The 11,884-nt window shown below is 59.6% G+C and carries 14 protein-coding genes; 2 read left to right on the top strand and 12 right to left on the bottom strand.

The features are described from left to right. Positions 1-2 precede the first annotated feature (2 nt). Genes ACVWW1_RS39650 through ACVWW1_RS39635 form a run of 4 tightly spaced genes read right to left on the bottom strand, consistent with a single transcriptional unit; the run spans position 3 to position 4,769 of the window. On the bottom strand, positions 3-284 hold the full coding sequence (locus ACVWW1_RS39650; RefSeq protein WP_456659630.1) for a HypC/HybG/HupF family hydrogenase formation chaperone: 282 nt from the start codon (positions 282-284) through the stop codon (positions 3-5). Continuing rightward, complete coding sequence (gene hypF / locus ACVWW1_RS39645; RefSeq protein WP_456659629.1) at positions 254-2,713, bottom strand: carbamoyltransferase HypF; 2,460 nt, start codon at positions 2,711-2,713, stop codon at positions 254-256. The genes ACVWW1_RS39650 and hypF overlap by 31 nt, the downstream gene beginning before the upstream one ends. Next, positions 2,710-3,912, bottom strand: a complete 1,203-nt coding sequence (locus ACVWW1_RS39640; protein WP_456659628.1) for an NHL repeat-containing protein — start codon at positions 3,910-3,912, stop codon at positions 2,710-2,712. Before ACVWW1_RS39640 ends, hypF begins: the two co-directional genes overlap by 4 nt. A gap of 2 nt (positions 3,913-3,914) precedes the next feature. Continuing rightward, positions 3,915-4,769 carry a NifU family protein gene (locus ACVWW1_RS39635; RefSeq protein WP_456659627.1) on the bottom strand — a complete coding sequence of 285 codons (855 nt, stop codon included), beginning with the start codon at positions 4,767-4,769 and terminating at the stop codon, positions 3,915-3,917. Between the two features lie 95 nt (positions 4,770-4,864). Between ACVWW1_RS39635 and ACVWW1_RS39630 the strand changes: the two genes are divergently transcribed. Continuing rightward, the gene (locus ACVWW1_RS39630; protein ID WP_456659626.1) at positions 4,865-5,026 is read left to right on the top strand and encodes a hypothetical protein; all 162 of its coding nucleotides are present in this window, start codon (positions 4,865-4,867) and stop codon (positions 5,024-5,026) included. A gap of 26 nt (positions 5,027-5,052) precedes the next feature. Here ACVWW1_RS39630 and ACVWW1_RS39625 read toward each other — a convergent pair whose 3' ends face one another. The 8 genes from ACVWW1_RS39625 to ACVWW1_RS39590 form a co-directional block, all read right to left on the bottom strand. Further along, positions 5,053-5,262 carry a hypothetical protein gene (locus ACVWW1_RS39625; RefSeq protein ID WP_456659625.1) on the bottom strand — a complete coding sequence of 70 codons (210 nt, stop codon included), beginning with the start codon at positions 5,260-5,262 and terminating at the stop codon, positions 5,053-5,055. 28 nt (positions 5,263-5,290) lie between these two features. Continuing rightward, positions 5,291-6,304, bottom strand: a complete 1,014-nt coding sequence (locus tag ACVWW1_RS39620; protein ID WP_456659624.1) for a hypothetical protein — start codon at positions 6,302-6,304, stop codon at positions 5,291-5,293. 105 nt (positions 6,305-6,409) lie between these two features. Then, on the bottom strand, positions 6,410-6,718 hold the full coding sequence (locus tag ACVWW1_RS39615; protein ID WP_456659623.1) for a hypothetical protein: 309 nt from the start codon (positions 6,716-6,718) through the stop codon (positions 6,410-6,412). After that, entirely contained in the window at positions 6,718-7,203 is a 486-nt protein-coding gene (locus tag ACVWW1_RS39610) for a hydrogenase maturation protease (RefSeq protein WP_456659622.1), read from the bottom strand. Before ACVWW1_RS39610 ends, ACVWW1_RS39615 begins: the two co-directional genes overlap by 1 nt. A 242-nt stretch (positions 7,204-7,445) precedes the next feature. Next, complete coding sequence (locus ACVWW1_RS39605; RefSeq protein WP_456659621.1) at positions 7,446-7,655, bottom strand: hypothetical protein; 210 nt, start codon at positions 7,653-7,655, stop codon at positions 7,446-7,448. 43 nt (positions 7,656-7,698) lie between these two features. Beyond that, positions 7,699-8,010 carry a hypothetical protein gene (locus ACVWW1_RS39600; protein WP_456659620.1) on the bottom strand — a complete coding sequence of 104 codons (312 nt, stop codon included), beginning with the start codon at positions 8,008-8,010 and terminating at the stop codon, positions 7,699-7,701. Positions 8,011-8,109: 99 nt separating this feature from the next. Next, the gene (locus ACVWW1_RS39595; protein WP_456659619.1) at positions 8,110-9,708 is read right to left on the bottom strand and encodes a nickel-dependent hydrogenase large subunit; all 1,599 of its coding nucleotides are present in this window, start codon (positions 9,706-9,708) and stop codon (positions 8,110-8,112) included. A 59-nt stretch (positions 9,709-9,767) separates the two neighbouring features. Then, complete coding sequence (locus ACVWW1_RS39590) at positions 9,768-10,730, bottom strand: NADH-quinone oxidoreductase subunit B family protein (RefSeq protein ID WP_456659618.1); 963 nt, start codon at positions 10,728-10,730, stop codon at positions 9,768-9,770. Between the two features lie 297 nt (positions 10,731-11,027). On the opposite strand from ACVWW1_RS39590, the gene ACVWW1_RS39585 reads away from it, so the two are divergent. Beyond that, on the top strand, positions 11,028-11,543 hold the full coding sequence (locus ACVWW1_RS39585) for a methyl-accepting chemotaxis protein (RefSeq protein ID WP_456659617.1): 516 nt from the start codon (positions 11,028-11,030) through the stop codon (positions 11,541-11,543). The last annotated feature ends 341 nt before the right edge of the window (positions 11,544-11,884 follow it).

The raw sequence follows: 11,884 nt of genomic DNA, 5'->3' as shown, positions 1-11,884 counted from the left end.
CCTTACTGAGCCACCGACAACTTCATTGCCTCGATCTCGGCCTGGGCCTCGCCGAGCTCGATCAGGATCTTCAGGGTCTGCGCCGCCTCTTCCTCGTTGATCCGGCTCATGGCGAAGCCGACGTGAACCAACACCCAGTCGCCGACGCAGGAATCGACCGGATGGCCGTCGTTGACGATGCAGGCGATGTTGATCTGCCGCCTGACGCCGCCGACATCGACGGTTGCAAGCTTTCTTGTCACATCGTCAATTTTTACGATGCGTCCGGGAATGCCGAGACACATGACGCGTTTCCTTCCCTTGACTTCTTTTGTGTATCGATCAGATGCGCGGCAGCGATGGCTGCCTGCCCGAGTGCAAGTCCGCCGTCGTTGGCGGGAACCTGCGCGTGCGACAGCACGGAGAAATTCGCTTGGTCAAGGCGACGACTGACGTCCTCGAATAGAACCTTGTTCTGAAAGCAACCACCCGACAAGGCGACGGTCGAGAAACGCCGCGGAGTCGAATTGTCCTCGCCGCCGGCGAGTTTTATCGCCATCGCGACTATCGATTTCGTCAATCCCTTGTGGAATCGCGCGGCCATGACCGGCGCCGGCGTATTCAGGATAAGATCACCGAGCACAGCAGCCCACATTGCCCGCGGCTCGATATAAGGCAATCCCGAGCCACCCAGATTCGGAATCGTCAACGGATAGCCGAGTTCATCATCCTCATGCCGCATCGTCTCAAGATCGACCATGGCTTCCAGCCGCGCCGCGGCTTCGCCCTCATAGGCCTGTCGCTCGCGGCGGATATTCAGCGCCGCGGCAACGGCATCGAACAGCCGGCCGCACGATGACGCCGGTGGCGCGTTGATGCCGTTGTTGATCATGGCATCAAGAGTGCCGCGGGGTTTGCCGGAGAGATAGCCATGCAGTTCGAGTTGGTCGAAATTCATGGCAAATTCCGGCCATTTCATCTCGGCCATCAGATGAGCATACAAATTTCGCCACGGCTCGCGAACCGCATGCGCTCCGCCAATCATCGCAACCGGTTTGAACGTGCCAAGCCGTTGATAGCGCCGATAATCGGCGAGCAAGAACTCACCACCCCATAGCGAGCCGTCGCCACCCCAGCCTAAGCCGTCGAGCACAATGCCGAGCACCGCGGGGGCATCCAGCGGATAGTTATTCTCGGCAAGACAGGAGGCCAGATGGGCGTGATGATGCTGGACCTCGAGTAACGGCAACACATCGCCGACGGAACGCTCGCGCGCGAATTTCGAGGACAAATATTCGGGATGCAAGTCCGCCGCCAAGGCGAGCGGTGCATGATCGAACAGGCGAGCATAAAGCGCAAGATTCTTGCGGTAGTCATCGAAGCATCGCACATCCTCCAAGTCACCCTGATGCTGCGACAGGATGGCGGCACCGTCCTTCACGAGGCAGAAGGTCGACTTCAGCTCGCCGCCCAGCGCCAGCAACTGCGGCGCGCTCTCGAAGCCTTTTGGGAGGGTGATAGACTCGGGAGCATAGCCGCGGGCTCGGCGCAGCAGCCTCACCCGGTCGCAGACAACGCGCGCGACCGAGTCGTCAAGGCGGTTAGCAATCTCTCGGTCGTGGATCAGCGCATAGGACGCGATGCTGCCAAGCCGTTCGCGTGCTTCGTCATCTGAAATTACCTGCGGCTCGTCCGAGAGATTGCCGCTGGTCATCACCACCGGCCTCGTCATCCGTCGCAACATGATAAGATGCATCGGCGTCGTCGGCAACATAAAGCCCAGCGTGGCGAGGCCCGGCGCAACGGCATCCGGCAATCTTTCGGCACCATCGGCGCGGAGCAGGACGATCGGTCCCGACGGAGCCGTCAGCAGCGCAGCTTCCTGAAGGCTGACGCTACAATAGCGACGGATCACATCAAGATCACGCGCCATCAGCGCGAACGGCTTGGCATCGCGATGCTTCGATTGCCGCAGCCTTGCCACTACGTCAGCCTTGGTGGCGTCGCAGGCCAATTGATAGCCACCGATACCCTTGATCGCGACGATCTCGCCACTCTTCATCAGGCCAGAGGCGGCATCGACGTCATCCATCATCGAGAACTGGTCGAAGCTGAATGCTCGGCCGTCGAAACGCACCAACCTCGCCCTCGGCCCGCAAGCATGACAAGCGATTGCCTCGGCATGAAAACGGCGATCGGCAGGGTCCTCGTACTCCGCCCGGCACGCCGCACACATCGCAAATGACGACATCGTGGTACAGGCGCGATCATAGGGGATAGCACTGACGATGCTCAGCCGCGGCCCGCAATTGGTGCAATTGGTGAAAGGATAGCGATAGCGGCGCCCGAACGGGCTGGTGATTTCCTCGGCACATTCAGCGCAAATCGCGGCGTCGGGCGCCACCTGGGTATGTGCGCCGCCGGCAAGGCTCTCAGCAATGACAAATTGCTTCGGCAGATCGTCACGACACGGTTCTGTCTTGATCGCATCGATCCGGGCCAGCGGCGGTGGTTCAAGCTGGATGCGCGAGATGAGCATACCGACGGCACGTTCGCTGCCGAAGACGCGGATCAGCACACCGTCCGCGTCGTTGCGAACGTCGCCTGACAGGCCAAGCTCACGCGCGAAACGCCAGACGGTCGGCCGAAAACCGACGCCCTGCACGCGACCACGCACGCGAATCTCCGTTGCGATTCGATCATGCAGTTGCGCGATGTTGCTCTGATGACTCACGAAGCGGCCTCCCACAGGAGAACGCGGTTATTGCCGGCGTCGGCGACGACAAGCAGATCGCCGCTAGCCAAAGCATTGTAGGGCCAACACAGGCTATCGCGAGTGGCAGAACGCCACCGATTGTCCCCTTTGGCCGAAAACAGGGGCTGCCCGGCAAGCGCGATAGCAGGAGAATCCATCGCCAGCCCGTCCAGTTCGAATCCAAGCAGCCGCGAATTGGCGGTATCGGTCACAATGAGCATGCCGCCTTGCACGGTCAGCCCGTACGGCATGTTCATCGCGCTTGAGGTCGGGTAATAGGAGGCGCGATTGTGATCGAGGCCATTGAAATCACACTGGCCAAGCACAAAATCGCAGGTTTGTCCGACGAAGTTCGGAAACGCCCGCCAAACCATGACGCGGTTGTTGCCCGCATCGGACACGAAAAGCATGTTGCCGGAGGCTGCGATCCCGTGCGGCCAGCGCATGCCCACCGCTCCGCCTGCCTGCCCCGCATTGTCGTCGCGGGTGATGAAGTCGAGCTGCCCCAACACCAGATCGGCCGGGGTCCCGTTCGCCTTCGGAATACGATGCCAAACCAGTACACGGCGATTGCCAGTGTCGCAGACGATCAATTTTCCGTCCACGATCGCCACGCCGTAACACCAGTTCAAGGTGTCCGCGCGGCACACGTCGGCGCCGCGATTGGCAAGCCCGCTGGAAAAATCGACCTGTCCGAGCACCACGTCGGCAGGCCGGTTGGACGTTTCCGGGTAACCATGCCAGATCAGAATGCGATGATTCCACGCATCGGCAACAGCAAGCACGTCATCACATGCTGCGATCCCGGTCGGCATGTTGAGCGTCGCGGGCCCCACATCGTCCCTGCCGTTGCGCCCTTCCCGGGAGAAGTCCGGTTGACCGATCACCAGATCCGCGGGCGCCTGATCGCCCGATGGCAGAGATCGCCAGATCATGAGGCGATGATGGCCGGTGTCGCAGACAAACAGCGGTCCGTGGGGGCTGGCAAGGCAGCCCCCACGCGGACCGAACAAGGTGGTCGGGCCCGGCACAATCGATTGCGCCAGACCGTTCGCCAGCGCCTCGCCGCCAAGGATTGCGCGCGCGCCACCGCGAGCCAGGAGCGGCCGGGCCACGTGATTATCGCCGCCCCGGGGAGGAGCCTTATGCAGCCGGCTGGGGGCGAATGAAACCTGCATGGCTACACCGAAATCCTCACCTCGACCCGCGGACCGATGACGCGAACAGCGTGCGATTGGAGCGCAACCTCCGGGGCGGTGAGGCATTCGCCGCTGGAAAGGTCATACTGAAAGCCATGATGCGGGCAGGTGATAATCCCGTTTTCCACCTCGCCATCGTGAATGGGAAAGCCGAGATGTGCGCAGGCATTCTGGAAGCAAGTGACAGTCGCGCCGTTGCGCGACAACAGTACCTTCTCTCCCCCAAGGGTAGTCGCGCGAACCGAGCCTTCCGGAATGTCGATCAATAGTCCCGCCGACACCCAGTTACCCTTGGCGCCCAGCGCGAATGGGCTGACAAAGCGAACGCCGCTGTCGTCGGAGCCGCCCAGGCCCTTGACCTGCACGATTTCGGTAATCTCCGGACACGCCTCCTGAACTGCCTTCTTGACACCGGCGTGGAACGTCGGTGCAGAAGCCGGACAGCCGTCGCAGGCCCCGATGAAACGCACCTCTACTTTGGGCGGGTTCACCTTGATGAGTTCGACGTTGCCGCCATGCGAGGCCAACATCGGGCGAACGCCCTCCAGCGCCACTTCGACCCGTTCGTTCAGGCTGGGCTTGACGATCTGATGGTGGCGCAGAACCGTGTAGACGACCTCGTCGGCGATCGCATTCTTCATCGCCGCGAGCGCGGCCGGATCAGTCTTGAGCGCGCGGATCAACCGCCGCAACGCCTCACCCTCCAGCGCCTCGATCGCCAGTTTGTAGGCGCCAACTGCCGCCTGCTGGGTATCGTCCCACGTCGCAAATATGGTCTCCAGTCGCTCGATGTCGCCGACCAGGCCGGCAAGATCCTCGCGCCTGGTCGAGACCATATCGATGAGCGTTCATGTTGTTCTCACGTGCCGAATCCCAGCAACATCACCGATAGCGCAGATTCCGAAACAGATAGGGCTGTAGTCCACCGCCGATGAACGCCGCGACGGGCGCCGCCATCCACAAGGGGCCCCCCAGCTTGGCGATCAAGACCAGCAACGATGCGGTCACAACCACGCCGATCAAAATCATCATGAATGCCTTGCCCGGCTCGGCGAACAACTTGCCGCGAAAAAACAGAACGATGGAATTCTGAGCCATTGCCCACATGATATATCTTCCTCAGCCGGCGATCGTAAGAACGGCGAGTCCCACGACGACGCCGGCGACGCCGGCGAGGGGCCCATAAAAACCTCCCAGCAGCGCTGCGAGTTCATTCCCCAATGCCTTGCCACCGACGAGTACGCCTCCGGCGGCGCCCCCGCCGATCGAGGCAACGACGCCCAGGCCAAGGGAAACAACTAACATTTCGGGAGAAGATGGAAGGGTCATAGATCAAGAAGCTCCTGTTTCGTTGGGTTCACGATTGCTTGGATGAGCGCGCGCCATGGCCATTGCTCGGAGCCAAGGCCAGCATCTCACGCTCGATCTGGCCGATCGCTTCCGCAACAACCTTTCCCTTCTCCAGTTCGCCATGCGCCATGAAGATTTCCCGCGCTTCGCCGTAATAGGCGCGCGCTTGTATAAGGTTGCTTCGGTTGCCACTCTCCGGATCGGTCGGGTCGTCCGGCAGATTCCACAAGCAGTTGGCCTTGTTGCAAATGGTGTTTGCGTACTCCAGCGGGGTCGCCTCCCGCGTACGCACCTTCAGCGCTTCGTCGTACGCTTCGAGCGCGCGTATGTTGTTTTCAAGCGGGTGGCTGGACGATACATATTGCAGAGCGTTGCCGAGATTGTTCTGCAGCATCGCGTATTCGGTTGGATTATCGATCAGCGTGACGATCTTGAGCGCCTCTTCGAAGGCCTGCACCGCAAGTGCTTCACGCATCCTTCCGCGCGCGTCCGTCATCGGGATCGACAGGAACGCCGTGGCGAGATTGTTCTGCAGGATCACGAACTCCTGCGGAAATGCAGCCCGGGTGAAGGTGCGCAGCGCGCGCTGATAGGCTGAAATGGCGTCAGTGATGCGGGCCTTGCTTGCGCCGGCCAGGTTCTGCAACACCAGGCCGAAATTCATCTCTGCTTCGGCGAGTTCTTCTGGTTTGCTGCAATCGATCAGCGTCGGGATGGCCTGCTCGAACATCGAGCGCGCCTGCTCGAGCGACGCCGTACCTTCTTCCGGTATGGCCTGTAATGCAGTGCCTTTGCGTGCCAGAATTCGAGCCGACAGAAGCCGCATGTCCCCAGGACAGATCGCCAGCGCCTTGTCATAGAGCGTGACTGCGGCATGAAGCTGATCCGGCGATTTGGGCTGCCGCTGCAGACCCATTGCAATTTCCATCAGCATCTCGGCGCGCTCGGAGGCGCTTGCCTCAGCGTCATCAGCAGCAGCAAGGGCTGCACGCACTTCATCGCCGACAAGTGCTGTATTCACTCGCTTCCTCCGACCAGCGCTTTTTGGCTGCACGCTTGGTACGCGAGCCACACTAGCAGGGCGAAATGGAAGCTGTCTACATATTATGCGTAATGTAAACTTGGTTTACACAAAGGCGTCAACGGCGATGAGGGCACCGCATTCCGTCGACCACGCGACGGACAGTTGCAAGGCAGTGTTTTCATTGACGCCGTGCTCACGAAGGAAATCTGGTGCATGGACGACCCGATCTCCTCGGCTGTTGCGATGCTTGAGGAGATAGCCGCCCGCAGCCGCGTGACGGACTGGCATGATCCAGAGGTCGTTCTCGCGGCGCAGCAGAATGACTGCCTCCAGCCCTGCAAAATAGCGATCATAAGTCTCGTGACTGAGATAAAGCGCGCCACGTGCGACTCTAACAACAGAGATCGCCATCACGACGACCGCCGGGTGGCGAGACGGGCATCGATCAGCGCGGCGATGCGATCGGTCACCTTGGCAACAGCGGCTGACACAGCCGGCGACAGGCCGATCCCCAATTTAACCGTCTGTGCTTCGATCAAAAGCACGACGACATCCGACGGAAAGTCCTCACGGAAGATCTTCCGGCCCGCGAACAGCGCATGGTCCCAACGGAAATCGTGGAGATTGAGAGATGACTCGTAGCGCCGCTCCAATTCGTTGCCCGGCACCTCGAAAACCACGCCTGGCTGAGAGCCCGAGCGGCAAGCATCGACAACGATTAATGTCCGGCACCCGCGCGCACCAAACATCGTCGCCATGCCGTCTGTGCCGGCAGCCAGCAGGCGAACATTGAGGGAGTCTGTTCCTGCGCCACGGGCTTCCAATAGGCGCAAAACTTCGATACCCGCACCGTCATCGAGGCGATTTGGATTTCCACATCCGATGACCACGATCATGGGAAACCCCTGAGCTATTCATCACCGCTGCGGGCCCGCGCGTCTGGCAACGATTGCTTTGTATCGGCAACCCATGATGCACCGGTAACGACGCGACGCATAGACCTACCGGTGACGATCTGCCGGCCAGCACGGCGATAGAGGCCTAAATGCGCCAAAGCCGGCAGGACCATTGCGGCTCGACCGGCACAGTTCAGGCAACTCACAATATCGGCGGTGTACCCTTGTAATACATGCACGTTTCACACAGCTGCTCGATCTCCTCGTGCGATGATCGGATCGCGCGTGAATCCCGCGATGACGAGCTTTGTCTTCAGCTCGTTACCGGCGGCCTTCAACCGGGAAACGATCGCTTGAACCTGCTCGTGGGAATCGGCCCGTGGAAAAACCTCGGTTTTGAGGCCACCCGTGAGAAGAAGGTGGATTTCGTCCCGTACCTTTCCGTCGCTCACGGCTTCCTCTCCTGAGATCACTCCGCTGCGGTCGGTCGAGGGATCAGATTCGCCACAAGCGGCACCACCATTCCGGCTCTACGGGAACTGCAAGTTCAGGTAGGTCGCACCATTTTCGATGCACCAGATAATACATGCACTCCAGGCACCGCTGCTTATCCGGACCGTATGGATGATTCACGAAGCCTCCGACCACCAGCTTAGCTTTGAGATCCTTCGGATCAAGCTGGCGAAGCTGGAGCAGAATATCGGCGAACTCCTTGTCAGTTTCGGGAAACGGCTCGATTTGCGTTTTGAGCCCTTTCTCAAGCATGTCGGCGATCGCCTTGAGCACAACCCCATTGTCGGACGCCATGTGCGACCGCCTTTCGCTCTAAAGATCTCAGTCTACGACGTCCCTGCTGACAATTTAAGCGCCGGCCATGATACTCACGGCCTGTCGAATTGGCGAACGTCAGGCCGTTCGGAAGCGAGCCAATTCCTCGCCTGTCTTCGCATCATGTGCATGAACAGTGCAAACGAGACATGAATCGTAAGAGCGGCAGACGTGACCTACCTCGACCGGATCGCGCGGATCCCTGATTGGAGAACCGATCAAGGCCTGCTCCATTGGACCCCGAACGCCGTCGGCGGACCTTGGACCGACATTCCAGGTCGTCGGCGCGATGATCTGATAGTTCTTGATCTTGCCATCCTTGACCTCGATCCAGTGGCAGAGCGCACCGCGAATCGCCTCGGTAGCTCCCCAGCCGCGTCCGTCGCGTTCTCTGGGCTTGATATACCACGGATCGTTGAGCCTGAATTCCCGCAAGGCGCGCTCCGCCTGCCGATAGAGCTTTACACCCTCGTGCATGCGAGCGAAGTGCCGCAACATCACGCTGGCGCCGCCCAGCTTCCTGTGCATATCGAGTACCAACGGATCAAAGTGCTGCCAGGACTCCCCGTGCTGTCCTCCGGCGATGAGCTGGCGCGACAGCGGCCCTGCTTCCAGTCGTCCTGACTCCTCGTGGCGTACAGCCGTCGACCAGGAATACTGACCGTCCATGTTGATGGTGTTCTTTTGCGTCGGCACCGTCTTGCGATCGAACGGATGCACCCCCCCGGGCTCGTCGTACCACGCATGCATCGTATCTTCGCGCGTATGCTTCTGATCCATCAACCTGAAGCTGTCGGACTTTCCGTCATAAACGCCGCTCTTCATAATCAATGCGGCATTGCGGCCATCGATCGTGGGTTTCTGATATTTGTCTTCATGCGGCAGGTAGCCCCACGACACGAATTTTTCGTGGCCCTTGCCGAACTTGTCCATCCCACAGTCAATGCTCATCCGCCAGAACATGCCGAGATCCGAATTTGCGTGCTCCGGCTTTTCGTCCAGCCAGGCCATGAAGTCGTCGTAAGATCGAATCTCTTCGTAACGCTCCAGCGAACAACCGAGCCAGATTTTCTCCATCCAATCGCGGCGGAAATATTCCAGGATCGACCACGCCCTCGTAACGTCGGTGAGGGTCGGCGCACACATGACGCCGCCGGGCACCATGTAGCTGGAATGCGGCCATTGACCGCCCAACAGGGCGTAAATCTCGACCGGCTTGCCGGAGATCGTGACGCCGATTTCATAATTGGTTCCGGTAAACGGCGCCCAGCGCTTCACCGCCTCTTCGTAGTATTTCGACTTCGAGTAGTTCTTGTTGGTGTAGTCGATCATGAACAGACCGTAGTGATGGCGCGGCAGGCTCTGAAGGCTTTCGACAAGCTGGCCGAGATTCCGCGCCAAAATCGCGTTGCGTGGTACTTCCGTTTGCCAGGCGGTATCGAGCGCCCACGCAGCACATGTTAGATGCGAAGCTCCGCAAATCCCACAGGCGCGCGGGGTAACGACGAGGCCAGCCTGAGGATCCTTGTCCCGCAAGATCACCTCGAAGCCGCGGAACAACTCCGCTTGGGTCCAAGCATCGACGACGACGCCGTCCTGAATGTTGACGCGAACATCGAGGTCGCCTTCGACGCGACCGACGGGGGAGATATCAAGCGTTTGAACAGCTGAGGGCATGGGTATGCATCCTGACTTTACAACGGTGAAATGTCTGGTGTCGGACGAGCTTTCGCAGCTCAAACGACGAAAATGTCTTCTTCAGCCCAAGCGGGAGACGCCGCCTTAGCCGCCGCCGTGAGCTTGATGTAGCCGGCCTTGTCGACCCCGAGCGGCATGTCCTTGGGAACACCCATCACCGTTTGGGTCTTGAAGACGGTACCTGGCATCAAATCGAAGAAGGGGAATTCCGGCTCCGTGCAGCCCATGCAGGGCATTCCGGCGCGTGTCTTTGATGACTGCCGATTCCAGAGGATCCGGTTGCAAGGCGAATGTGTCATGGGACCGCGGCATCCGAGATCATAGAACAGGCAACCCTTGCGCTGCCCGTATTCAGTCGCGGATACCTTGTAGGCGAAGTGCATGTTGCGGGTGCAGCCCGTTTGCGTGAAGCTGGTGAAGAACGTTTTCGGACGCTGGAATTCGTCAAGCGTCAGGTCGCCGCCGCGCCCCGTGGCAACCGCAACAACGATTTGCGTGATCCAGTCGGGATGCGCGGGGCAGCCAGGAACATTGATCACGGGCAGCCCGGCCTTGGACTTGTAGCCGACGCCAAGGAATCCGCCGTGCTTGCGCTTTAGAAACTGCAGTCCCTCGCTGTCTGACGGATTGGGGGCGGTCGCCGGAATGCCGCCCCACGTCGCGCAGTCGCCGATGGCGACCGTATAGCCCGCAACCTTCGCAAGATCGGCGACCCAATCCTTCATCGGCCGCCCCGCGAACCGATTCCATTCGCCCGTGCCGTTCGGCGCGTTGACGACCGAGCCTTCGAACACGAAGATGTCCAGCGGCATCGCGCCGGATACAAGCGCGTGCAGCATTTTTTTAAGATTCTCGCCGAGCTCCATGCCCAGCGACGGATGCCAGAGAACATTGATGCCAAAATCAGTCACCAGATCGCAGGCGCTCGGCTCCTCTGCGTTGAGGAACGACATCGTATTTCCCGAACAAGCCCCGCCCTGGAGCCAAAGAAGATTAGCCATCAATTTCCTCCACTATGTTCTATCGCCAACCAATGCAGCGCTTGAACAGTAGTGGAGCAAGACCTGTGCCGGAATAGGTAAACTTGAAAAGGTCTATGTATGACAGCGACTTAGCGCGAATCGATCGAACATACTGAAGCGTTTCCCAAAGGGGACCGTCTGCAAAGCAAGTTGGCTATGCAAAGTTAGTTTTCAAATTTGCGGTCGCAATGCGACCGCGATGGATGCGCGCCGATCGCCTGAGACAGTCGAGCGCAACCGCCACACCGCGCAGCCATTACCGATGCCGTCGGAAAAATGGGTGCGATTATCGGAATGATATCCAAGATCGCCGGACAAACTAACATGTTCGCGCTCAAGGCGAGGATCGAAGCTTGCCGTGCCGGCGATTTCGGCAAGGGATTTGCGGTCATTGCGCAGGAAGTGAAAACTCTCGCCGTTCAGGCGTCGACGGCAAGCACTGAGATCGCCACGCAGATAGACGCCGTAGAGCGGGCGACCGAAGCTTCGATAGAAGACATCGATTTGACCTGCCAAACGATCGACGAGATCACCCACGCTGGGTATGCAATTACGGCTTGCGTGCGGGAACAGGGCGATGCCGCACGCAGGATCAATCGCTATATCCCAGACGCTGCCAGATTTGCACAAGCGGTCGCCGGATCGAAAGGCGCATTCGAGGTGACGAACAATCACACAAGACAGAGTGCCCAAAGCCTCTCTGCGCTGGCCCAATCGCTCGGCTCTTGCAGAGACGAACTGCAAGCCAATGCCTCGTCCCTGCGAAGCCAAATTCTCGTTACCGGCGCTTAGAGCCGTGTCGGTGCTGATTGAGCGAAGAACAGGCTCACGTCTTTTGTTTTGACACTCGCCTCGCGGGAACAGGCATTCACCTGGGTTGGACGTTATACCTGGAAGTCTTTAAGGGCGCCCTCTGCCAGGCGATTGCGATCGAATTCTGGGCCAGCGGTTCGCGATTATCCATGACGATTGCCACACGCAGGACAGGTTACCTCCAGCGGGTATCCATACCAGATGCCGCGGCACCGGCTGCACCAGTGTCCAGTAGCCTGACGCTCGGGTAAGCCAAGGCTTCTTGAGAGCTCGCTCGTCCCAAGCTCCTTAAACGGCTCGGAACCTCCCGTTGGGGTGAC

The organism is Bradyrhizobium sp. JR3.5 (genome assembly GCF_054057015.1).
The sequence above is the reverse complement of the archived record's forward strand: the minus strand, read 5'-3'. Positions and strand labels throughout refer to the sequence as shown.